Source organism: Paenibacillus sp. FSL M8-0142 (assembly GCF_038597315.1).
Classification (GTDB): domain Bacteria; phylum Bacillota; class Bacilli; order Paenibacillales; family Paenibacillaceae; genus Paenibacillus_AQ; species Paenibacillus_AQ lactis.
Map to the genome: position 1 here is coordinate 3,405,093 of NZ_CP152008.1, position 22,266 is coordinate 3,427,358.

Consider the following 22,266-nt stretch of genomic DNA (forward strand, 5'->3'; position numbering starts at 1 on the left):
GTAATAATATCAAAATGATGTAAAGTTGATTAATCCGATGTCTTGTCTGGAAATAATACGACGATGCCGCTATACTTGATATACCCGACTAATGAACTTGGAAATGGAGAACGATGCTTATGGTGGTTCATTCCAATCCTCCGCTTAAGAAGCAGGTTTACGATCGTATTTCCTACCTTGGGACTGCCTCGAAAGTCGATTTGATGCATTATTTTTCAATCACCAGCAGCAGCATGACGCGTCTGCTTGAAGAGATGACCTCCCAAGGGCTGATTGTCGTCTCCGGTCTGGGCAGCTCCACCGGCGGCAGAAAGCCGCTCCTGTTTCAGACCAATCCGACATACCGGTATATGTTAGGTCTCGATATATCCCGCATTCATTCCGCGCTCGGTCTGTATGACATGCACCTAAATACTTTGTCTCTGACACGCTGGAGTATGGACAATCAAATGACGCCGGAGCGGTTGGTCGACCTGGTCGCAAGTGAAGCAGGGAAGTTTCTGGCCGCCCAAGGAATCTCGGCAGACGATGTCCTGGGAATCGGGATCGGAGCGGTCGGTCCGCTGGATCAGAGCAAAGGCTTGATTCTCGAGCCGGAATTCTTCTCGGCTCCTTCGTGGATAAACGTTCCGATTTGCGAGCTGCTTGAGATAAGACTGGGGATCCCCGCCTTACTCGACAACGGTGCCAATACCGCTTTGATTGGTGAGCATTGGGCACTTAGAGCGCATAACATACAGCACGCCCTTTACGTGCACGCCGGCGTTAATATCCGGTCCGCCGCGATGTCGGGCGGTCAAGTGCTGCGCGGGGCCGTCGATACCGAGGGTGCGGTCGGGCAAATGATCATCCAGGCGAACGGCCCCCGCCTCCGTGATAAAGGCAACTATGGCGCTTTGGAAGCCTTCGTGTCGGTCCCCGCGCTGGAAGAGCGCGTACGTACCCAACTGAAAATCGGGCGCTACAGCATGTTGTCCGGCATGCCCCCGGATCATGTGAATTTCTCAGCGCTGGTCGACGCTCTGGTAAGCGGGGATCCGCTCGTAACCGAGCAATTTACGGAAACCGCCGCATACTTGGGTATCGGTCTCGCCAATCTGATCAATGCGCTTCATCCCGAATACGTTATACTGGGCGGACCGCTGATGACCGCGCATCGGATGGTGTTCGACAACGCGGTGGAAATCGCCAAGAAAAATACATATCATTACCCCGAATACAATCCGGTCTTCACCCCGGGGATCCTCACCGATGAAGCCGTCGCTACCGGAGCAGCGATTATGGTCCTTCAAGCGTGGGATGGCGAATGAACCGGGGAAGCCCGCCCCAACCAAACAAAGAGGCGCTGCAAATGCAGCGCCTTCTTCATACGCATTGAACATTTCCAAAAACAACGATTCTGCAGGCAATCTAACGGTCTTCCTCCCCTGTGAGTTGGAATCAGCACTTATCAGCATGGATAGCTATAGTAATCCTGCGTGTGCACAACTTTGAATCCAACGGATTCATATAATCCAAGCGCATGCTCGTTTTTCGTTTCAACTTCTAAGTGTACCGAATATCCGGCAGCGCTTTGTTCTTTAATGACTTGGCGCAACACCTGTCTCCCGATTCCCTTTCCTTGATATTCCGGCAGGATCGAGAATCCATAAACCCATGCCTGCCCCTCTTCTTCCCTGCTTATTCGCAGCTTACCGACGGTTTCTTCATTCACAACAATCATGCGCATGTCCGTATGATCCGCGAACGTTTTGCTTTCCATCACGCTGGCGTCTTCTTCATCCATGCCGAACGCTTGAACGGATATCCGTACGCTCATTTCATAATCATTGATCGTAGCCTTCCGCAAAACAAAACCGCTCGTTTCCTCAAGCGGACATTCCTGCCACATCATTTGATGCTCCGAGAACGCATACTTAACGCCTTGTTTATTCAAAAAGGATTTTGCCGCATCCGATCCTGCAGGCGCGTTCAGCAAAATTTTCTTGTATCCGCTTCGTTTGATGTGTTCCATGGCATGATCGAACAATCGTTGGAAATATCCCTTACGCCGCTCGCTTGGCTTTACCATGCCGCAAACCTCGACAGCAGAACCAAAAGCATATAAACCTAAGAACGCGACGAGCTCGCCATGCTCGTATTGCAAATAATCCATCTGGTCAGAAGTGCGCTCCCTGAGCATTTCCCAATTCAGCTTCAGTTGTACATGATCATGACTTTCACACTCTTTTTGCAATTGCTCAATGTCTATTAATTGTTGTGTCGTTAACATGTTTTCTCCCTTCCGCGCTCCGTCTGTCTTCAATTATAAATCGTTTATCTGCCCAGGGATATGAATGGTTATCCGATGACTTAATATAGGATTTCACCTTATCGTACTGGGGTATCAACCGGATCGCAGTTGCCCATAATTATAAAAAATACGCGGAAATTTGCTTATGCCTGTTGCCGTAAAATATGAGGAGTGAATGGATATGAAAGCTATCATTATTGAACAATATGGCGGAAAAGAGCAATTAAAAGAAGCAGATATTCCAAAGCCTACCCCTGGAGAGCAACAAGTCATCGTAAAGCTCCATGCCACTTCGATCAATCCGATCGATTGGAAGCTACGTGAGGGATATCTCAAGACCATGATGCCGTTCGATTTCCCGATTATTCTAGGATGGGACGCTGCTGGTGTCGTTTCTGAGGTTGGCGAACAAGTGACCAGCTTTAAGGTTGGGGATCGGGTCTTTGCTCGTCCTGAAACAACGAACCGGGGAACCTATGCGCAATATACTGCGGTGGATGCTCATTTGCTCGCCAAAATCCCTGAGAATCTAACCTTTGAAGAGGCTGCCTGTGTCCCGCTGGCCGGATTAACTGCATGGCAGTGCTTATTCGACTTTGGAAATATCCAAAAAGGCGAGAAGGTGTTGATTCATGCCGGAGCAGGAGGCGTCGGCACATTCGCCATCCAGCTTGCCAAGCATGCGGGAGCCTATGTTGCAACTACAGCGGGAACACATAATGTGGATTTATTAAAGTCGCTTGGTGCCGATGAAGTTATTGACTATAAGAAACAAGACTTTGAAAAAGTTCTGAGCGATTATGATTTTGTCCTTGATTCGTTGGGGGGCGAAAACCAAGAGAAGAGCTTTACTATTTTAAAAAATGGCGGCAAAATGGCATCGATAGTGTCTGAGCCTAATCAAGAAAAAGCAGCGCAAAAAAACATAAAATCAGGCAATGTCTGGTTGAATCCGAACGGCTCGCAATTAGCAAAGATGGCTGAGCTTTTGAAACAAAACAAACTTAAGGTCTTGATTGGGCACCGATATCCATTATCTGTGGAAGGGATCCGTGAAGCCCATGCCATAAGCGAAAGTCATCATGCGAAGGGAAAGATTGTTATTGAAATAAGGTAAACATTCAAACCTCCCGTTGCGTCAATGTTTTTGTACGATATATCAATAGACTCAATTATTGGGTTGCACTGGCTTGGTGATGGATGAGGTGAGCTATTGAGTCACCTCCCCGTCTTTAAGCTTGCGTATACTTCTGATTTTTCGTAGCCATGCCTGCTTTAACAATGCGGGAAACAGACGATGGATACGCCACGCCCACCGAACGGCAACAGGAAATATAATGATATCTTTGTTTTGGATAATGCCCTTTAGGATCAAATCAACGGCCTCACTGGTTTTCATTGCCCCTGAGGGCAGCGATTCCACAACTTTCTCATTCGGTACATTGGCAACCGTCATATTCTTATAAATATCGGTTTGAACATGGCCGGGACAGATCGTGCTAACCTTGACTCCCACATCTGCTCCCTCATACCTTAATGATTGTGAAAGACCGACGACTGCGTGTTTGCTTGCACAATACGGCGTGTTGCCCGGCTGAGGCATTAAGCCAGTGGCAGACGCTGTATTTACGATATGCCCGAACCCTTGCTGGGCCATCACTCGATAGGCAATTGTCGAGCCATAAAGCACCCCATTCCAATTGATATCCATTACTTTTTTCCACTGGGCCATCGTCAGATCCCTGACATCCCCGCCAATCGCAATGCCGGCGTTATTAAACATATAGTCAATCCTGCCGTATTGTGATACGGTTTCCTCGATTAATTGTTGGACCTCGGCTTCGCTGGCAACATTGACTTTCATATAACGTGCGGTTCCTCCGCGATTCTTGATCTCATCTACAGTACTCTCAGCATAATCTTCACGAATGTCTGCTACAACTACAGTCGCGCCCGATTTTGCTAATTGGAAGCAAAGCTCTCGTCCAATGCCAGAGCCGCCGCCAGTAATAATGGCCACTTTATCCTTAAAATAATTCACGATCCGTACCTCCTTCAACTGACTGACTTCAGTCAATTAATGATTAAAAATATACAACTTCCGAAGAAGCTGTTAACCAATGCCTAGTATGCGTTTATAAAAATATTTAAGCTTCTCCACTCTTTCTTCATCGGACATACTTGAATCAATCGACTGCCAGCCGTATAAACAAAATTTTGCTGTCTCCTCAGGATACGAGCAGTTGAATGAACCATCGGCATTTCCTGTTTCAATTAATTCTTTGAATAGGGGGAGAATTATTTGTATTCCTGCGCTGCCAATTCGCTTATGAATCTCCTCATTCTCCTGCTGGTGTATGGTTTTGATTAATATAGCATCCTTCTTAAGCATGCCGCTTGTAAATTGGAACATCCGTTCTAATCGATCCGCTGCGCTGATCGTATTGTCTTTCATCAAAACCATTAAATCGGCCAGTATTTCTTTAGCCCACTCCTCAACAACAGCATCGAGCAATTCTGATTTTGATTTTACGTAGTGATACACAAGCCCATGCGCTACTCCCATTTTATTCGTGATATCGCTGATTTGTGTTCCTTCATAACCCTTCTCCTCAAACAGTTCCTTGGCGGTCTGAATGATCTCGGCTCGCCGCTCTTCTGGTGGCTTCGTCTTTCGTGCCATGGAAGTTCACCTCCTCCTTCTGTTATCTAATGGGCTCCCTTCAAATATGAATATATCAGGTCCACTGACTTGAGTCAACGAGGATAATGTCCAGGCCGGCCTACCTTTTTTTCTGTTTAGTAGGTTGCGAAAAAAAAACAAAGCGCCATCTAGGCAAATCAAAGGCCATCTCGTAAAAAGAATGGCCTTATCAGTAAGGGCTTCATATAATCGAGTGATCTTTATTCGTCCGAAATATTGATTTTGCGGGCAACGGGGGCCTCTTTTTCCTCCTCGATCGTGTCAATGACACTGTCAATCACGGATCGCGAAGCAAGCAGCCATTCCTTGACGGCGTTTTTCACATGCTCCTTCGTTTGATGCCGCTCCAGATTTGCCAACAACTGCTCCAGTCGTAGCATTTTTTCCATGACTCGTTCCCTCCTAAGCGCTCCCGCTTCTTATTTATCCTGCATACTCTCCATTTCCCGTTTGCCAAACCGGATAACAAGCCGGTCCTCTGCATATCTAGCGCCTACCACTTGGCGGTTCATCAACGTCCTTGGCAGGATAACCTTGCGTTTATAAGCACCGGCATCCACCGTCAATTCGTCGCCCGTCTGCGTTAAATTCAGATCGCCCTTATCGATAAATGGAATCATAAGCTCCAAGAGCATTTCCCCGTCCTCCTCGCGAATCGACTCTGTTCTGCCGTGGTAAAACATGGCGGAAGGATCCCGGTCGGCATAAACGATGTCCGCTAATTCTTTTAGAACGGGAACACCGATGATTTCCTTTTGCATCATAGGAGCCTTCAGAATCGGAAGCGGCTGGAAGTTCAAGACGATTTCTTCCTCGTATTTCTTTTGAATGTCCCGCCACTGAGCGAAGAAGCCTTCTCCCGCCTCATCCGGCAGCAACCGATTGACGATAATGGCATCCGTGTTGAATCCGAACAGGTTCAAATAGGTAAAGGAGCGCTTTGCTTCGGCGAGCACCATCTTCTCGGGATTCAGCACGATCCTGACCGACGTGGTGTCCGAATCCAGGACGAGCCGCTGCATTTCCTCCAATCCCCGTGCCAAACGCTCGATGCTGTCCAGCACGTCATCCGAAGGAAGATCGATATCCTTGACAATTTTGGCAACCGGCCGTACAATCTTGATCAGTTTGCGTTCGGTCGGGAAGATTTTCTCCAGCCACCAATTCAATACGTTCGGATAGCTTAACAGCCGCAGCGTCTCTCCGGTCGGGGCGCAATCCACCACCATGACATCATATTGCCCGCTTTCAGCATGCTCCTTGATTTTCAGCAAACTGAACAGCTCTTCCATACCGGGAAAAACAAGCATTTCTTCCGTAGTGACGTCTTTAAGCTGGGCTTTGTCGAGTAATTTCGTGAGCCAAACCTGTACGGTTCCCCAATTGCGCTCCGTCTCGCGGATCGCGTTCACTTCCTGCCCCCACAAGTTTTCGCTGATTTGCACCGGATCGGGCCCGATCGGTACCGCCAGCGAATCCGCTAAACTATGCGCTGCATCTGTGCTGAGAATCAGGGTTCGCTTTCCTTGCTCCGCCATTTTCACTGCCGTCGCCGCCGCGATGCTGGTCTTGCCGACTCCGCCTTTGCCCGTGTAGATGATGATCCTCAAATCCACCCGCTCCTTTTTAGTACGATTTCGTAGTAATTGGTCGGAAAAATCCGGTATGATAACCGGTTATTCCTCAATCTGAATCTTTATTGGCTGGCGCTTTACTTCTTGCGGTGTAACAGGTCCTCCGTCTTGGAAGACTTTAGCTGCCTTGAACAGAAGTGCCGTCAGCTGCTCCAATTCTTCCGGCGTAAATGCATCCTCCAATCTGCCAAGCAGCGCCATCATGATTTGCTCCCATTCTTTCGCCAGCTGCAGACCTTCCTGCGTCAGCGTGACGAGCTTCACGCGTTGGTCTTGCGCAGACGTGGCTCGTGCGATCAAGCCTTTGCGTTCAAGCCGCTTAGCGATGCTGGTCATCGAACTTAGCGGTGCCCCCATCTCGGCGGCCAGCTCCGACATCGTTAAATCTCCGCGGAGGAGCAAAATAAGCAGCGTCGACATATCGGAGCGGGTCACTTTTTGTTCAAGCTGAAGCGTATCGGTCATAAAAGCGAACGGACGCAGACCGGTCTTGAGGAAAAGATCGTATAGTTGTTTTATACCGGTCACTCCTTTATGTGCGATTTCGCATGATTGCGTCTTGCGACTATTTTAATACGATATCGTAATAATTTCAACAACCTCTTCGAATTTTTCTTACTAATTATAACCAGCTATGGACAAAGCTTATGCATATTACGGGAATCTCTCCGTTATAACTGTCCTCAAAAATGCCCATTGACACATTTTCGTGCACAATGATCCATTGAAACTGTTAAGGTCTATTATCCGCAGAGACATAGCACTTTTGCAATCCCAGCAGGAGATTAGCCTGGATTGCCGTACTTAAATATTAATCGGATTGTTAATCAAACGGCAAAAGGAGACCTAAGAAATGCGGAGAGAGGCCATATTGTTAGTGGATGATGAGGAAGGTATTTTGGTCATGCTCGAAAATCTGCTTCGAAAAGAAGGATTTATCGATATCGTAAAAGCCGGTTCTGCTGCTGAAGCGCTCAATGCCGTGCAAACAAGACGTTTCGATATGATCGTTCTTGACGTCATGCTTCCGGACATGGATGGATTTTCGCTGTGCACGGAAATGCGCAAAACCATCACGACTCCGGTTTTGTTTCTGACCGCACGTTCCAGTGATCTGGATAAACTTCGAGGCCTGTTCTTGGGCGGGGATGATTATGTAACCAAACCATTTAACCCTCTAGAGGTGATCGCGCGGATTCAGGCACATTTGAGACGGAGTATGATGGTTGAATCCAACCATCAATACGCCGAAGAGCTTTATCGATTCAAGACGTTTACCGTGAACCGGTCAACGGGCCAGCTCATTATCAATCAAAAGGATACGCCTTGTCCGGCTAAGGAATTTGAACTTCTTCTCTATTTCTGCAAACACCCCAACCGGGTATTTACGGCTCAGCAGCTATACGAGCAAATATGGGGTACGATGGTTCATGGCCATGAGAAGACCGTCGTCATTCATATTTCAAGATTACGCAAGAAACTGGAAGTCGATCCGGCTAATCCTAAGGTTATCGTTACATTAAGAGGAATTGGATACAAGTTCGTTCCGCCGTCGGGAGGCTAACACCATGAACTTTATGCTTCGCATCGCCCTTCAATTGCTCGCGGCTTTCGTTTTTCTATTGATTTGTATTCAAGTCATCATCCTCGGGGTTGCTTGGTTACTCTGGCCGGATTTGATTCGGACGGGTAACACTTCGAATCATTACGAAATCTTCGTGGTAGCCTTGTGCAGCGTTCTGTTTGTTGTTACTTTGCTTTGGATCGGTTGGTATCTAGGAAAGCCTCTTTACATCATGATCGTCTGGATCAGGAGCTTGGTTAGTGGACGGTTCGATCCGCCGCCGGGCTGGAACAACCACCGCTCCCATAAGAAAGGCAGGCTGAAATTTCCGTATGCGATCTATAAGGAAGTGTTCGAGCACCTGCGAATGCTTGGCAGCACGCTCCAAAACAACGAGAAGGCGCTCCGTGAAGCAGAACAATCGAAGCAGGAATGGATTCGAGGGATCTCTCACGATTTGAAAACGCCGTTAACCTATATCTCAGGTTATTCCGCGATGTTAGTTCACCCTGATTATCGGTGGAGCGAAACGGAGAAAAGCGATTTTCTTTCGGTCATTCAGCAGAAGGCCGCTCACCTGCAAGAACTGGTTGAGGATCTTAATGAAACGGTTAATGGTCCGATTCCTCTAAATGCCGAGAACACGGATATCGTTGAACTCGTGCGCAGAACGGTAGCGGATGTCAGCAGTGCTCCTTGGGCTGCCGGGTACGCATTTGTCATGGATTCGGAGCCGGAACAATTGTCGATCAGCTGCGACCCGAAACTCATGACACGTGCCATTCGGAATCTGCTCGTCAATGCCGTCATCCATAATCCGGAGGACACCCGGATTGAGGCTCGAATTAAGCTGCTCGATCATCGGATTGCCGAGATTCGTATCAAGGATAACGGGGTCGGATTTAACCAGCATGCGGCGCGAGTTACGATTCAACCAACGAGCGAACATGCGGGGCTTGGATTATCCATCGCTAAGAAATTCATTGAGGCGCATGGCGGAACGATCATGGTCCAAAGCTCGCTTGGCGAAGGGACTTCCATTTTGATCAGGCTGAAGGCAGAGCACATTTAGGGTGAAGTTGTGTTCCCGTTTACCTCATGTTTACCCAGGCTTCTTATACTTACGGTAACGATGTATAAGGAGGCGTGATCTATGAATCCCGCAAATGAAAAGAACGTATCCTCAGCCTTGCCGGATCAATCGGAAACATCTACGCTGCAATGGTGGAAGCGTTGGCCGGATTGGGTCCCTTACGCGACGATCATTTGGACGCTCGCTTACGGCGTGCTCGGACTATATTGGTGGGCAGGAGGCCAGGGCTTTCCGCTAGGCTTGGTTAATGATCCGGGTGCGGCTCACTCCCTGTTCCGGCAGGCTGCAGCCGCTGACGGCGGATTGCTCATCGCTTGCCTGTGTTTACTTGGAGCCATGGCCATGCTCTTATTGAATCGGAAAGCCCGCGGGATAACCCGAGCAATCATGCTGTTATACGCTTGGAGCGCAGCCATGGTCCTGTGCTTTGCGATCCCGGATCCACGCGCCCTGATAGGGATGGCTTATGCCCCAGTATCTTTGATCGGAGCCGTATTCGGACAGTCATTACACTATCTCGATTTCTTCACATGGCCGGTCGTAAACCAATATATCTGTCTCATCGGAGGTTTGTTATGGGCCGCAACCGCTTTGACATACCAGCGCCACACCCGCGATGCTTGCAGGTATTGCGGACGAAACAAGGGTCATACGTTACGGCGGATGAACGCAGTGACTCGTTTGGGAAGATGGGCAACCTATGCAGCGATTCTAGCCCCACTATATTATGATATCACTCGCATAGCTTGGCTGTTTGGAGTTCCTTTTGGAATCACCGATGAAATGCTGTACAGCCTGCAGGCTTCAGGCGCGGATTGGGCCGGTGCCGGACTTGCCTTGGTCTCGATCGGAGGTGCCTTTCTCACGCATGGACTCATCAAGCCTTGGGGGGAAAGCTTCCCCCGTTGGTTCCCAATCTTGGGTGGTCGACGCGTCCCTCCTGCCTTAGCCGTCATTCCTGCCGGATTCGTGGCGATTCTCTTAACGGTTACCGGCATTCAAGTCATTCTTGAGTTTACGATGAGCGGTGATTTTCAAAATTGGGGAGGCACAACGCCACTTCTGCTTATGCCAGTTTGGGGGATTGCTCTGGGGACAGCAACCATTTGCTACTATTACCGGAGGCAAGAGCAATGCCGTCAATGCGCATGATACGGAGTTCACGTAATTTGGGCTGCTCGGTCGGCACTTCTCCTACTACGATAGCTTCCAGGCAGGAATCAGCGAATGGAATTGGAAGAAGAAACTGACCATAACGTGAATCAGCGTATATAATGCTAAAATAATCAAATACGTAATGAGCCATATCCGGAACGGCTGTTTCATAAATAGAAACAATAACAGCATTCCGACCGGGAATGGAATAAGCACAATCAACCAGACCGGCAGCCCGATTGCCTCAGCAAGAGCACCCAAAGAAACTACGGATGCGCCTATGGCTAGAGCTTGCCAGAGATGTATACCCTTCATAACCAAGCGGCTGCCGAAGAAATAGGATATGGACGTAAGTAATACGGCTATAATGAAACTGACAACATATTGCATGTATCTTCACCTTTCGGGCAAATATTTAAAGTAGTATACCAGTCGAATGTTAATAAAAGTGCAGCTTTTTGTAAAATATGGTGATTTCGAGATTTAACCTTGAATCGGGATTCACATGATACAATAAAAAAAACCGCGAATACGCCGCATCACATATGCGTTTGTCTTGGATAGGTATATACGCCAAATGAAAAACCCTCCATTCAAAAGATGGAGGGTTTTCGGGCATGCATACTATAGTATAACATCATTTTCGCCAGTTGGGGACAGTTGCATGTCATGTTTGTATATCGAAGTGCAGGTTACGTTAAAAGATCGTCGGCACCATTCCCCCATCCATGCGTATAGGCGAACCCTTAAACGCGGATGCATAGGGGCTGCATATAAAAGCCGTTAACCGGCCTATTTCAAGCGGTCTGATAAACCGCTGAATCTCAGATTGGGGCAGGTTTGATGCCATAAAGGCTTTCTCTTTTTCCGAGAAAGGCATATCTTCATCGTTGTATATGCCCTCAATGATCTGCTGTACATTTTCGGATAGCGTCGGTCCGGGCATGATCGTGTTAACGGTAACCTCTGTTCCTTTCGTCAATTTCGACAAGCTTTTGGCTAAAGACAACAGCATGGATTTTGTCACGCCATACTGCGGCATTTGGCCAGAAGGCATAACGGCCTCTTCACTCGCAATAAAGATAATGCGTCCATACTGATTCTCCAGCATGCTGGGCATATAGAATTTCGTCAGGGCATTTGCTGCAAGGACATTCGTAGAAATGTACTTTTCCCATATAGCGTCATCTATATCTTCATACTGCATGATTTCATAAATTCCCATGCTGTTTACTAAAATATCGACGTTCGGGAACTTTTCAAATAATGCTTCGCGCTGTGCCCGGTCTACCAGATCGGCTGCCGCATTTTGAGGCGAGGTCTCCGGGAATGCCGACTTGAGTTCATGGACCGTCCGTTCTACGTCTTCGGCGTTTCTGCCGTTAATGAATACGTGAACCCCTTCCTTGGCAAGCTCAAAGGCAATGGCTTTACCGATCCCTTTGGTGGATCCCGTGACTAAAGCCGTTTTATTGGTTAATCCCATTTCCATCCTACATTTCTCCTTATGTTTGCTAGACTATGGTCGTACTGAGGATAGAATTAGGATACCTTGTTTTGCGCATTTGGTAACTAGTTTAAGGCGCCAAAGTTCTTGCAGTACACGCCAAAATCTTTTGCTCAGGAAGCCGAATGGACAGAACGCCAATTGGTTGGGGTATCCCCTTCCCATTGACGGAAAGCCCGGTAGAACGAATTCAAGTCTTCGTATCCAAGCAGAAAAGCGATTTCTTTCGTATCCAGCGAGGGATCCGTCAAGTATTCGCATGCTTGCTCATGTCTAGCCTCTGTCAGCAGCCGCTTGAAGCTTGTATTCTCGTCAGTGAGCCTGCGCTGCAGGGTACGGCCGCTCATTCCGAGCTCCCTGGCAATAGGCAAAATATCTGGTCGTCCTCCTGCCAGGCTTCTTTTCATGATCCATTTGACTTTATCGGCTATCGACGGGTCTAACTGCCGATCATGGAGCGATTGGTCCAGAGCGGGAGTCAGGATCTCAAGCAATTCTTCGTTGAACGACATAAAAGGAAGATCCAAGTCCTTCTGATGCAGCGTCAAGCGGTTGCGCTTGCCTCCAAACCGGATGCGGCAGCCAAAGTATGCCTCGAGGGCCTCTGCATTGCCAACGGACTCCGATAACTCAAGCGAATGTGCCGACACATGCTGACCGGTTCCCCGGCGGCCAAACTCCAGTAGACATGCAAGCGTGATGCCAAGCAGAATCGGCGGACCAGGCTCTTCCGTCTCCAGCCAATCCAAGTCCATCGTGCAGTACCCGCCCTCCTCGCTCATGCGTAATCTTCCAGGAGGGCACAGCCTCTTGTACCGGACCATTCGGTTAAGGGCATCCCTATAGTCACGGGCATGGTAAGTCGCTAAGACGGAGGGCGGGTACTTCGCCGTTTCAAAAGCCGTCGCTAGCTTGATGATTCCTAGTGCAGGATCACCTATAAGATCGGTATACGCCTTCCAAATTGAATAATATTGGGTGGCAGTTACCTCGGATTCATTGATGATCGTCAGCGGAAGCCGCGCTTTTCGTACGATGTCTTGATCAGCGAGCCCTAATTGACGAATGCCGGACCAAAAGCCTGGCGGCATTTTAATGCGGTCGGAGGTATGAGACTTCATACGCAGGCAGCCTCCTTTAATATTTACACAATGATTATGTTTGTCTGATGTCTGACAAAGGGTTACTTACTATAGTACCTCCCGAATCTTGCGATGTAACTAGCAGAAACTTACATTGAATCATCAAATACGGCCATATCTTTGAAGAACGTCCCAAGAACACGATATCTTGCACTAAAAAATTCATGTCGCTTCCTTTAAATGGCGCTGCAACACTCCATCTAGTCCCCAATAGAACCCCTTCCTTATCAAAAAAAGAAGCTCCGCGGCATGATCGCCGCAGAAGCTTCCTCGTGCTTACCAATGAATTTGCAATCCCGGCGCTGCCTCGCGGAGCGCTTGTTCCAGGCGGGCTTTGACTTCATGTAAGTCTGCCTCGGTATCGGCCTCTGCCCGAAGCACCAGGATCGGCTGGGTGTTCGAGCTGCGAACCAGCCCCCAGCCGTTCGGGAACAGCACGCGTACGCCGTCTACGTCGATCAGCTCGTGCTTCCCGTCAAAATGGTTCTTCACTTTATGAATGATCTGTTGTTTCGCATCGTCGTCACATGGAACCCTCGTTTCAGGGGTCGCGCAATATCTTGGCACGTCGGAGAATAATTCGGACAGCGGGCGCGAATCCCGGCTCAATATCCGCAACAGTCGTCCAGCGGCATACAGCGCGTCGTCAAATCCGTAGTATTCATCGCGGAAGAATAAATGCCCGGACATTTCGCCGGTAAACGGCACATCCAATTTGCGCATGCTCGCTTTAATGTGGGAATGTCCTGTTCGATGGAAGACCGGCTCGCCGCCCAGCTTCTCGATCTCTTCGACCAGCGCTTTCGAGCATTTGACTTCCACCAGCGCTTTGCAGCCCGGATATTTCGGCAGGACTTCACGCCAGAACTGGATCATCAGCTGATCGCCCCATAAAATGCCGCCCTGTTCGTCCACCACCCCAAGGCGGTCGCCGTCCCCGTCGAAGGCGATGCCGATGTCGGCTCTTTCTTTCTTCACGACGTCGATCAGGTCCCGCAAATTTTTCGGCTCTACCGGATCCGGATGATGATTCGGGAAATCCGGATCCGATTTGCAATACAGCTCTACCACATCGCACCCCCAGCGTCGAAGCGCCTTGGGGGCAAATGGCGACGGCGTACCGTTGCCGCAATCGACCACGACTTTAAGCTTCCGGCCGTTCAGCCGGATTTTGTCTGCCAGCATGTCCAAATAAGGCTCCTCGACGCTTTCGCATCGCAGACCTTCTTCGTCATAATCGAAACCGGACGGCAGCTTGCCTTCGGCTGCCAAGCCAAGCATGCGGCTGCGCAGCTTTTGGATTTCTTCTCCATAAATCGTCGTATAGTCCATGGCGATTTTAAATCCGTTTTCGTCGCCGGGGTTATGGCTGGCCGTAATCATGATGCCGCTTGGCTCTTGATAATGGTGCATGGCATAGTAGAACATCGGCGTTGTCACTTCGCCGATATCAATCGCCTCGCATCCGGATTGCTGCAAGCCGGCAATCAGGGCCCGGTGAAAATCCGGGGATGATTTCCGGTTGTCGTGGCCGACAATGGCCTTATTCAAGCCGGCCTTCTTCAAGGTTTCGCCGAAAGCTCTCCCCAGCCAATAGCAAAAAGGGAGGTCAATGTCTTCATACGCTTTGCCGCGAATATCATATTCGCGGAATACATGGGAGGGGATGGAAGCCCCCCCTTCAAGGGTTGGCATCCCCTGCTCCTGCAGTTCTTTGGTCAAAGGCATCGTTGTCCACCTCTTTTTGTATGATGTCTATTGGATAATGGCGAATTGCGCTTAATGTTGTATCCATTCTTCGTAAATAGCTTCGGTCATCAAGTAAGAGATGACGGCTTCCGCCCCGCAGTTTATATTCGGTCCGTCGGCGCTCAAGCCGTCGCAGCAGCTGCCGTCCCGCTCGTTAATCATTGGGGCTCCGAGATCGTTGCCGCCGTAAAACCAATCGCGGCACTTCGTGACGGCCGATTTATAATTGTGCATGTTCGTCAGCTCATAGGCCTTGGCAGACGCTAACGCCAGCTTCATGACATCGATCGGCTGCTGGTCCCACAAAGCCCGATATCCCGGGCGGCACCACCCTTGACTGCCTACCGGCCGGATCTGTCCCGCTTCGTTTTGCGACAAACCGATTAGGAAGTCAAGGGAACTCAAAGCGATGTCAAGCAAGTCCGTCCGGTTCAACATTTCATGAGCCCACAGCATCCCCCATGGCAGCACGGCATTGCTGTAAGTGATCTCCGATTCAAGCCAAGACCAGCCTGGAGCCGAACTTCTGCGATAGAGCGCGGACAGCCGTTCGGCAAGGTTTTGGATATGGGAGGTCAGATCGATATCATATCCGGCACGCTGCAGCGTGCCGAGTGCGGCGATGCTGTAAGCCCATCCGCGCGGATACCGCAAATGGTCAACCTGCGGCAGCGCTTTTTGAAAGATCGATTCAGCGACCATCGCAAACGAAGGGGCGGGTGCTGCTGTCATTGCCTTCGCACAAGCCCAAAGGCAGCGTCCAAGGCAATCGTCGGAAGGCATTTCCGGCTCCTTGCTCCGGTCATAGGCAAAATTGTTATGAAAATGACCATCTTCCTTTTGCGCCCACAGCAAAAAGGCGATATAGATCTCGGCTAACCGCTCAAGTTGTTGTTGGTCTTCAGGACGCCCATGCTTGAACCATTCGAGACAAACCCATAACGCACGGGCCTGGTCGTCCGTGCTGTATCCTTCGTTGCGGCGGGGGATCGTCCCGAACCCGTGCTCGAGTATGCCAGTGTCGTCGGTCATCTTGATCAGATGGTCAAACCGAACGGATCGCCTTTCCATGTCTCCCCACCTCGGTAAACAGAAGGTTGTACTCATGCCCGACGCTTGGCCAATGCATCGTTTGCCCCAGCCGCTTCATTTTCCGGACGACATCTTGATGCATCACGTCGTTGGTCAGCAGCGACACGATCCGTTCCCGCCATAACGCCTCGTCATCAGCAGGAATCAGCAGCTCGGGTTCATCGGCGAGCAAATCCTGTGCATAGCAGTACGGAGTCGAAACCACTGGCCGTCCCAAGCCGACCGCATAGGCAAGCGTTCCGCTGGTGATCTGCTCCATACCCGGATAAGGTGTCACGTAGACATCGCATGCCGTAATATGGCGCACCAGATCATTCTCCTCCATGTAACGGTCGATCATGACGACATTGTCACCGATCCCGCTGTCAGCGATCATGGCCTTCAGCTCTTCGCGGTACTTCTCTCCTTCCCATTTCTTGACCTCCGGATGCGTTTGCCCGACGATGGCATACAGCACTTGAGGCACCTTTTTAACGATTTCAGGCAAAATCCTCAAGATCAATTCAATTCCTTTTCCGCGGCTCAGCAGCCCGAACGTCATCAGCACCTTGCGATCGGCCCAATCCAGCTGCTCCCGGAATGCCTGCCGCCGCTCCGTATCGGGCTCGGGCGTACCGTGCGGTATAAAGACGATTTTCTCCTCCGGAATGCCGAACGAGCGGTTTAAATAAGATATCGCTTTGCGGTTCATCACGACGATCCGGTCGCTTCGCTCGGCGATTTCCCGCTGAATGCTTGCGTACGGTTCACGGGGCAACTCAAACACCGTATGAAACGTAGTCACCAGCGGTTTTTTCAGATTGCGGATGAAACGCAAGATGTGCCGGCCGGCCTCGCCGCCAAATATCCCGAACTCGTGCTGGAGAGAGACGACCTCGATTTCGGACTGGTTGATTCTGTACGCCATCTTCTCATAATCGTTCTCGCAATCGCGACGCAGCAGCCACAGCAGCGGATCCTGCAGGCCATCGGATTCCCCATCGTGGAGCACGATGACGGGATCCTTCGCTTTCCACTCCTTCACTGCATGGACCGCCTGGCGCAAATGAAAAGTGAACGTGGCCAGGCCGCATTTCTTCGGAACGTAAGTACTGATATAAGCCACCCGGGTCATGCTTGCATCACTCCCAGTCGGTTCATTACGGCTTCATGCAAAATATGTCTTGGGCCGAGCTCGAGATTGTAACTGAATATGCAGTTGTTTAAGTACGCTCCCTCGTTTACCCGGCAGCCGTCCCACAGGATCGTTTCCGATAGCCGGACGTTCGGGCCGATCGTGCACTTGTTGCCGAGCACCACATGAGGCCCGATGACGGCCCGTGCTCCGATTCGTACGTGATCTCCCATCAATACCGGCGGAACGAGGAGGACGCCGGCTCCGATTTTAGAGCCCTTGCCGATCCAGATGCCTTGATCCTGGACGTGTCCGGGAATTTGGATCCGGCTCTGTCTCGTTAAGAGATCCCAGTGAATTTTGCGGTATCTGTCTTTGGTGCCCATATCCGCCCAATAGCCTTGAATCGTCGTACCGAAGACTCCCATATTTTCGCGGATGAGATGTGGAAACGTTTCGCGTTCAATGGAGACCTCCCGATCGGACGGAATCGCTGCGAGCACGCTTTTATCCATGATGTAAATACCTGCGTTGATCCGTCTCGAAGGGGCCTCGTCCAAGCGGGGCTTCTCCACAAAACGCAAGATGCGCCCCGTATCGTCCTGCTCAACGACCCCGTACGCGCTAGGGTCCTCAACCTCTGTCAGACCGATCGTTACCTTTCCTCCGTGAGATCGATGGAAATCCAGCAGCGGCTTCAGTTCAATATCGTGGACGATATCCGCATTCATGGCAATAAATTGTTCATCGAGTAAAGCCTCGGCATTCTTGATCGCCCCGGCAGTCCCCAGCAGCTTATCTTCAAGCGCATACTGGATCGACACGCCCAGCCGGCGGCCGTCGCCGAAATGGTTTTTTATTTTTTCGGGATGATGCTTAAGGGCGATAACGAAACGGTGAACGCCTTGTTCCTTCAGATGAAGAATGAGATGTTCCAGCCACGGACGATTCAGAATCGGTGCCATCGGCTTCGGCATGTTCTCCGTCATCGGTCTAAGTCGGGTTCCCAATCCACCGGCAAGTAACAGTACATTCATCTTCGAAATCCTCCTGTTCCCAAAAAATGTTTCGACAAACAAGCTTACGCCAGCTTTGAACACTGACGCTAATATTGTATCGGCTTCCCTCCTTCGCCCTTGATTTGTTAGCACTCTATAATGTCGAGTGCTGATAATATAGTATTTTATGGAATAGTTCTTTGAATCTTCAAGTTGATCAGGACATAATGTCTCGCATTCCGCCTGAAATCAAAGCATAAAATCCTCTTTTTTCTTTTGAAATCTCATGATTTCTTCGTTTTTTGCCATGAATCGATCATGAATATAGTCGCAGGACCGCCCGTTTTCATAAAAAAGAGACTGCCGGCAAGTTAAAACTAACCGACAGTCCTTTACTTCCAAGCAGTATACTCCTCATCCTATTCGCCGGACAATTCCTTGAGCGATCTGATTTTTCCATGGGGGTGCTGTGCTTGCTTACGCGACTTCCAGGCAGCTTCTTTCCTTCTCTTCTGGTGAGCCATGTCAGTCTTCCTCCTTCGGAAATCGAGAATGTATACCACTTCCATAGGTTTTCAATATTAAGCCTTGTTCATTCATGCGCCTGGGGGCAAGAGCATAGATAATGGAGATAGTCCCTTTTGCTTATGTTTTCTTATGTATGCTTTAGCTGCACTCCAGCACATATTCCGGCATTTTCTGCATGTCAGATACATATAACATCAGTAATTAACGTTATGAATTATAGGAAGAAGGCGAAGCATGAAAGCGAAATGGATCATCCTGTTGTTGTTTGGTTTTATGCTCTTGTTCATTTTGTTTCGTCTAGTGGAAGACCATCCATCAGCAGAGGCTCTTTATATCGATGATCAAATCCGCATGCAAATAACACCGATTGATTCATCAGCGGTATCGATGCAGGAGACCACCTTTGAGCTGCAAATTGACGAGTTATCCGGAATACCCGTAACAGGCGCGGATTTCGATTTGAACATTACCATGCCGGATATGTTTTGCGGGGTTTTTCCTGCTTCCATTGAAGAGATTCAACCCGGGGTATATCATGCGACAGTGGTGCCCGTCATGCGCGGGAAATGGCAAGCCGAAGCCGAATTACAGTGGAAGGAGCGGTATGTAAAAGTCAGCACCGTTTTTAAGGTTCATTAAAGAGAAAAAGCCCCCCATCACCATAGCCAAGGGTGCACGGAAGGTATCCAGCCATTCGCACTTAGACCTTTCAGAATGCACAGCAACCCCATCAAGACGGCCAGATATCCGCCGATCCTGCGCATCGCTCTGCGCCATCTTTTCGTAAGGCTTCCCGCAGACATCGCCGTCAGAAGCAAGACCGGAAACGTCGATATTCCGAACACCAGCATAATCAGCGAACCTTCTGCTGCGGTTCCCGAGGCGGCAGCATTCATGTGCATTGCATAAGTCAAGCCGCATGGCAAAAAGCCCAGCAGAATCCCGGTCAAAAAGGTTGCAACAATTTCGTAACGTTGTCCGAGCTGCTGCAGCTTCGACTGAACGCGAGAATTTTTATATGGATGCGTGCGAAACATCGGGAGCGTATACCGACGAAAGGTCCATAACAAGATCAGCAAGCCGCCAATGATGCTGGCCGCAGATTGGAGCCCGACGAATCCGGCTGCAGTATCCAGAAAAGAGCCGACCAAGCCCATAAAACCGCCGATTGCCGCGTAAGTTGCTACTCTCCCTGCGTTATATGCGAGGATCAAAGCCATTGGCGAGCCTTGTGCGCGAAGTGCAACCGACGACACGATGCCTCCGCACATCGCGAAACAATGCGGTGCACCCATCAATCCGGTAAGGGCAACGAGCGCCAAGCTGTTTCCTGCTGTATCCAAGACGATTACTCCCTTCTGAAAACTGCCTCATGCTTCACATTGCTGCTGGTACCTCCATTGCGACTTAAACGCTGATCGGATAAGCCGGCATGAAATGGGAGATACCTGTTCATTATATGAAGCCGATTGAAGGATAAGAATGTCTCAGGTTAGAAAGCTGCGGCGCAAGTATAGCAGCCTATCGCCAATCGCTATTCCATCAAAGCCTGCTACATCTTTGCTACTTCATTGTTAACTTGCACTTCATTGCTGGTTCGTTGCTGCTTCATTGCTGCTTCATTGCTGCTTCTTGCCTACCAAGCCTTGTTCATAAGCATAACGCGCAATCTGAACCCGATTGGCCAAGTGCAGCTTTTGAAGGATGTTCTTCAGGTGATTTTTCACCGTATGCTCTGAAATGCTTAGATCGCCTGAAATTTCCTTATTGCTCATTCCCTCGGCAACGAGCACTAGAATTTCATGCTCCCTCTCAGTTAAAGGATGATCTTGAACCTCGTCCGCACGCTTCGGGGACATTTCCTTGAGGATTCGAAACGCCAGCTCGCGCGTTACCGGCGCTTCATCGATGGCGACTGCTCTTAAATATTCATGCCACGCTTCAGGCTCCATATTTTTCAACAAATAGCCCTGGGCGCCCTTCTTAAGCGCATCGAATAAATGCGCAATATCGTCGGATACGGTAACCATAACGACCTTGATATAGGGGAAGGCTTCTTTAAGCTTCTTCGTTGCTTCCAAGCCGCCCATTCCCGGCATTTGAATATCCATCAGCACCAGGTCCGGCATCCAATATTCACTTAAGGTAATGGCTTCTTCTCCGCTGCTTCCTTCCGCCACGACTTCAAAGACAGGATCGCTTTCCAGGATCATTCGGATCCCTTCTCTGGCCATCTCGTTATCATCGATAATTAACACCCGGAATTTTGACATTTCAATATGCCCCCTTTCGAACGATTACCAGCGTGTCCCCATCTTTACGTTCCAGGCTGAAGTGCCAGGACATCGCCTTGGCACGGTCGCGCATCATTTGGATCCCGTATCGATTACGGATCATCATATCATCTGGGTTAAAGCCTTTGCCGTCATCCGCGACCTGGCACATCCACCCCGATTCTGTTGGTCGCGCTTCGATTCGGATTTGCTTCGCCTCCGCATGCTTATGAATGTTAAGCAGCGCTTCGCGGATGATTGCGAATAACTCTACTCGCTCTTTGGAAGACAGCATCGTTTCCGGAATGCGCCAATTCGTCTCAATTTCCAGAGCGGTTTCCTGCTGCAGCTCATCGATTAAGCTCTCAATGCCTTGCAGCCACGGATTTTTATCCGCATCGGCTTCATGCCTCAAATTGGCGATGGCTTGTCTGACATAATCATTGGTGCGATGAACACTCTCCTTCAATTTATGAAGCGGAAGTCCGTCTGCTTGATTCATGCGGTCCATTTGCGAGATCTGCGCGTTCAAAAAGAACAGGGATTGCGCGATGCCGTCATGAAGCTCCCTTGCGATTTTCTCTCGTTCCTCCAGCACGGCGCGGATCGCTTTTGCACGATTAAGCTCCTCTTGATTATGTTCGATCATGGCAAATAATTTGGTCAAAAACAGCAAGGATACGAGCAGCACAATGACCGGGGCAAGCCAGTTTCCAAGCTCCATCGAAATATACGGCAGCAGAAACTCATGCCGGACATACTCCCAGACCCCGATCGTCAGGGTAGGTATCGTAAGAATCAGCCATTTGTTTTGTTTATAGGTCACAATCATTCTCCCCTTCTAGCTGATTGATGCATGGATCCATTATATTGCATTGGGAACTTTTAGCGAATGTTAATCGTCTTGCCTGATCCGATTCATCAGGAATATGATGTCTTCCAGCTCTGTCAGCTCCCCTTCGTGTCGTTCCACCAAAGTCCCGTCTTCATCAATGATGATCGTAAGAGGCATTCCGACCAATTGATACTTTTGTTTAATGTTCATCTCGGAGTCCAATACGATCGGAAATTCGAGGTCATACCGGTCAGCAAAATGCTGCACCGTTTCTTTGCCCTCCCCCACGTTGATCGCCAGCATGTCCACGCCTGTTAACCTTATGAGCCTCGTTAAGAAGCGGCAGTTCGTTGACGCACGGATTGCACCAGGAGGCCCAGAAATTCAGGACAACGCCCTTCCCTTTGTAATCGGCAAGACGGATTTCTGTCCCCTCCAGATCCACGGCTGAGAACTCCGGCGCTGCTTCTCCTGGAATAGCAAGAACCTGCGGATCACCCAAAAAACGTGACACGGCATACACGCCTCCGATTAGGACAACCATCAATAGCATATACTGAATCATTCTGCGGATCACCCTGTTCA

General features: G+C 49.6%; 25 protein-coding genes. 6 read left to right on the forward strand and 19 right to left on the reverse strand.

The window, feature by feature from the left end:
• Positions 1-119: 119 nt before the first annotated feature.
• Positions 120-1,310 carry an ROK family protein gene (locus NSQ46_RS15755; protein ID WP_342573881.1) on the forward strand — a complete coding sequence of 397 codons (1,191 nt, stop codon included), beginning with the start codon at positions 120-122 and terminating at the stop codon, positions 1,308-1,310.
• Between the two features lie 140 nt (positions 1,311-1,450).
• Here NSQ46_RS15755 and NSQ46_RS15760 read toward each other — a convergent pair whose 3' ends face one another.
• The gene (locus NSQ46_RS15760; RefSeq protein WP_341341994.1) at positions 1,451-2,272 is read right to left on the reverse strand and encodes a GNAT family N-acetyltransferase; all 822 of its coding nucleotides are present in this window, start codon (positions 2,270-2,272) and stop codon (positions 1,451-1,453) included.
• 202 nt (positions 2,273-2,474) lie between these two features.
• Here NSQ46_RS15760 and NSQ46_RS15765 point away from each other — a divergent pair, with 202 nt between their 5' ends.
• Positions 2,475-3,410 (forward strand): NADP-dependent oxidoreductase, encoded by a 936-nt coding sequence (locus NSQ46_RS15765; RefSeq protein WP_341341995.1) that lies wholly within the window; start codon positions 2,475-2,477, stop codon positions 3,408-3,410.
• A gap of 93 nt (positions 3,411-3,503) precedes the next feature.
• Here NSQ46_RS15765 and NSQ46_RS15770 read toward each other — a convergent pair whose 3' ends face one another.
• From NSQ46_RS15770 to NSQ46_RS15790, 5 genes are all read right to left on the reverse strand, one after another.
• Positions 3,504-4,334 (reverse strand): SDR family oxidoreductase, encoded by an 831-nt coding sequence (locus tag NSQ46_RS15770; protein ID WP_007131350.1) that lies wholly within the window; start codon positions 4,332-4,334, stop codon positions 3,504-3,506.
• 72 nt (positions 4,335-4,406) lie between these two features.
• Complete coding sequence (locus NSQ46_RS15775; protein WP_341033468.1) at positions 4,407-4,976, reverse strand: TetR/AcrR family transcriptional regulator; 570 nt, start codon at positions 4,974-4,976, stop codon at positions 4,407-4,409.
• A gap of 221 nt (positions 4,977-5,197) precedes the next feature.
• Positions 5,198-5,386 carry a hypothetical protein gene (locus NSQ46_RS15780; RefSeq protein WP_007131348.1) on the reverse strand — a complete coding sequence of 63 codons (189 nt, stop codon included), beginning with the start codon at positions 5,384-5,386 and terminating at the stop codon, positions 5,198-5,200.
• A 30-nt stretch (positions 5,387-5,416) separates the two neighbouring features.
• Positions 5,417-6,607 carry an ArsA family ATPase gene (locus NSQ46_RS15785; RefSeq protein ID WP_028404271.1) on the reverse strand — a complete coding sequence of 397 codons (1,191 nt, stop codon included), beginning with the start codon at positions 6,605-6,607 and terminating at the stop codon, positions 5,417-5,419.
• 66 nt (positions 6,608-6,673) lie between these two features.
• The gene (locus tag NSQ46_RS15790; protein ID WP_007131346.1) at positions 6,674-7,159 is read right to left on the reverse strand and encodes a MarR family transcriptional regulator; all 486 of its coding nucleotides are present in this window, start codon (positions 7,157-7,159) and stop codon (positions 6,674-6,676) included.
• A gap of 325 nt (positions 7,160-7,484) precedes the next feature.
• Between NSQ46_RS15790 and NSQ46_RS15795 the strand changes: the two genes are divergently transcribed.
• From NSQ46_RS15795 to NSQ46_RS15805, 3 genes are all read left to right on the forward strand, one after another.
• Positions 7,485-8,195 (forward strand): response regulator transcription factor, encoded by a 711-nt coding sequence (locus tag NSQ46_RS15795; RefSeq protein WP_342573888.1) that lies wholly within the window; start codon positions 7,485-7,487, stop codon positions 8,193-8,195.
• Between the two features lie 4 nt (positions 8,196-8,199).
• Complete coding sequence (locus NSQ46_RS15800) at positions 8,200-9,267, forward strand: HAMP domain-containing sensor histidine kinase (protein WP_342573890.1); 1,068 nt, start codon at positions 8,200-8,202, stop codon at positions 9,265-9,267.
• 81 nt (positions 9,268-9,348) lie between these two features.
• Positions 9,349-10,440 carry a hypothetical protein gene (locus NSQ46_RS15805; RefSeq protein ID WP_342573893.1) on the forward strand — a complete coding sequence of 364 codons (1,092 nt, stop codon included), beginning with the start codon at positions 9,349-9,351 and terminating at the stop codon, positions 10,438-10,440.
• Positions 10,441-10,485: 45 nt separating this feature from the next.
• Here NSQ46_RS15805 and NSQ46_RS15810 read toward each other — a convergent pair whose 3' ends face one another.
• From NSQ46_RS15810 to NSQ46_RS15845, 8 genes are all read right to left on the reverse strand, one after another.
• Entirely contained in the window at positions 10,486-10,833 is a 348-nt protein-coding gene (locus NSQ46_RS15810) for a hypothetical protein (protein ID WP_342573895.1), read from the reverse strand.
• 307 nt (positions 10,834-11,140) lie between these two features.
• The gene (locus NSQ46_RS15815) at positions 11,141-11,935 is read right to left on the reverse strand and encodes an SDR family oxidoreductase (protein WP_342573897.1); all 795 of its coding nucleotides are present in this window, start codon (positions 11,933-11,935) and stop codon (positions 11,141-11,143) included.
• Positions 11,936-12,063: 128 nt separating this feature from the next.
• Positions 12,064-13,071 carry an AraC family transcriptional regulator gene (locus tag NSQ46_RS15820; RefSeq protein ID WP_028404268.1) on the reverse strand — a complete coding sequence of 336 codons (1,008 nt, stop codon included), beginning with the start codon at positions 13,069-13,071 and terminating at the stop codon, positions 12,064-12,066.
• A gap of 297 nt (positions 13,072-13,368) precedes the next feature.
• Positions 13,369-14,787, reverse strand: coding sequence for a phosphomannomutase/phosphoglucomutase (locus tag NSQ46_RS15825; RefSeq protein WP_341342637.1), 1,419 nt, complete (start codon positions 14,785-14,787; stop codon positions 13,369-13,371).
• Between the two features lie 84 nt (positions 14,788-14,871).
• Positions 14,872-15,912 carry a glycosyl transferase gene (locus NSQ46_RS15830; RefSeq protein WP_341342001.1) on the reverse strand — a complete coding sequence of 347 codons (1,041 nt, stop codon included), beginning with the start codon at positions 15,910-15,912 and terminating at the stop codon, positions 14,872-14,874.
• Entirely contained in the window at positions 15,887-17,047 is a 1,161-nt protein-coding gene (locus NSQ46_RS15835) for a glycosyltransferase family 4 protein (protein ID WP_341342002.1), read from the reverse strand. Before NSQ46_RS15835 ends, NSQ46_RS15830 begins: the two co-directional genes overlap by 26 nt.
• Positions 17,044-18,084, reverse strand: coding sequence for an NDP-sugar synthase (locus tag NSQ46_RS15840; protein ID WP_341342003.1), 1,041 nt, complete (start codon positions 18,082-18,084; stop codon positions 17,044-17,046). The genes NSQ46_RS15835 and NSQ46_RS15840 overlap by 4 nt, the downstream gene beginning before the upstream one ends.
• 380 nt (positions 18,085-18,464) lie before the next feature.
• Complete coding sequence (locus tag NSQ46_RS15845) at positions 18,465-18,569, reverse strand: DUF6254 family protein (protein WP_222119631.1); 105 nt, start codon at positions 18,567-18,569, stop codon at positions 18,465-18,467.
• Between the two features lie 238 nt (positions 18,570-18,807).
• Between NSQ46_RS15845 and NSQ46_RS15850 the strand changes: the two genes are divergently transcribed.
• Positions 18,808-19,212, forward strand: coding sequence for a FixH family protein (locus NSQ46_RS15850; protein ID WP_341342004.1), 405 nt, complete (start codon positions 18,808-18,810; stop codon positions 19,210-19,212).
• Between the two features lie 17 nt (positions 19,213-19,229).
• Here NSQ46_RS15850 and NSQ46_RS15855 read toward each other — a convergent pair whose 3' ends face one another.
• The 5 genes from NSQ46_RS15855 to NSQ46_RS15875 form a co-directional block, all read right to left on the reverse strand.
• Positions 19,230-19,916, reverse strand: a complete 687-nt coding sequence (locus NSQ46_RS15855) for a sulfite exporter TauE/SafE family protein (RefSeq protein WP_340900588.1) — start codon at positions 19,914-19,916, stop codon at positions 19,230-19,232.
• A gap of 276 nt (positions 19,917-20,192) precedes the next feature.
• Positions 20,193-20,846 carry a response regulator transcription factor gene (locus NSQ46_RS15860; protein ID WP_144868529.1) on the reverse strand — a complete coding sequence of 218 codons (654 nt, stop codon included), beginning with the start codon at positions 20,844-20,846 and terminating at the stop codon, positions 20,193-20,195.
• A gap of 1 nt (position 20,847) precedes the next feature.
• Positions 20,848-21,678 (reverse strand): histidine kinase, encoded by an 831-nt coding sequence (locus NSQ46_RS15865; RefSeq protein ID WP_144868527.1) that lies wholly within the window; start codon positions 21,676-21,678, stop codon positions 20,848-20,850.
• A gap of 63 nt (positions 21,679-21,741) precedes the next feature.
• Positions 21,742-21,984, reverse strand: a complete 243-nt coding sequence (locus NSQ46_RS15870; protein WP_341342005.1) for a redoxin domain-containing protein — start codon at positions 21,982-21,984, stop codon at positions 21,742-21,744.
• Complete coding sequence (locus tag NSQ46_RS15875; RefSeq protein ID WP_341342006.1) at positions 21,932-22,258, reverse strand: redoxin domain-containing protein; 327 nt, start codon at positions 22,256-22,258, stop codon at positions 21,932-21,934. The genes NSQ46_RS15870 and NSQ46_RS15875 overlap by 53 nt, the downstream gene beginning before the upstream one ends.
• Positions 22,259-22,266 lie beyond the last annotated feature (8 nt).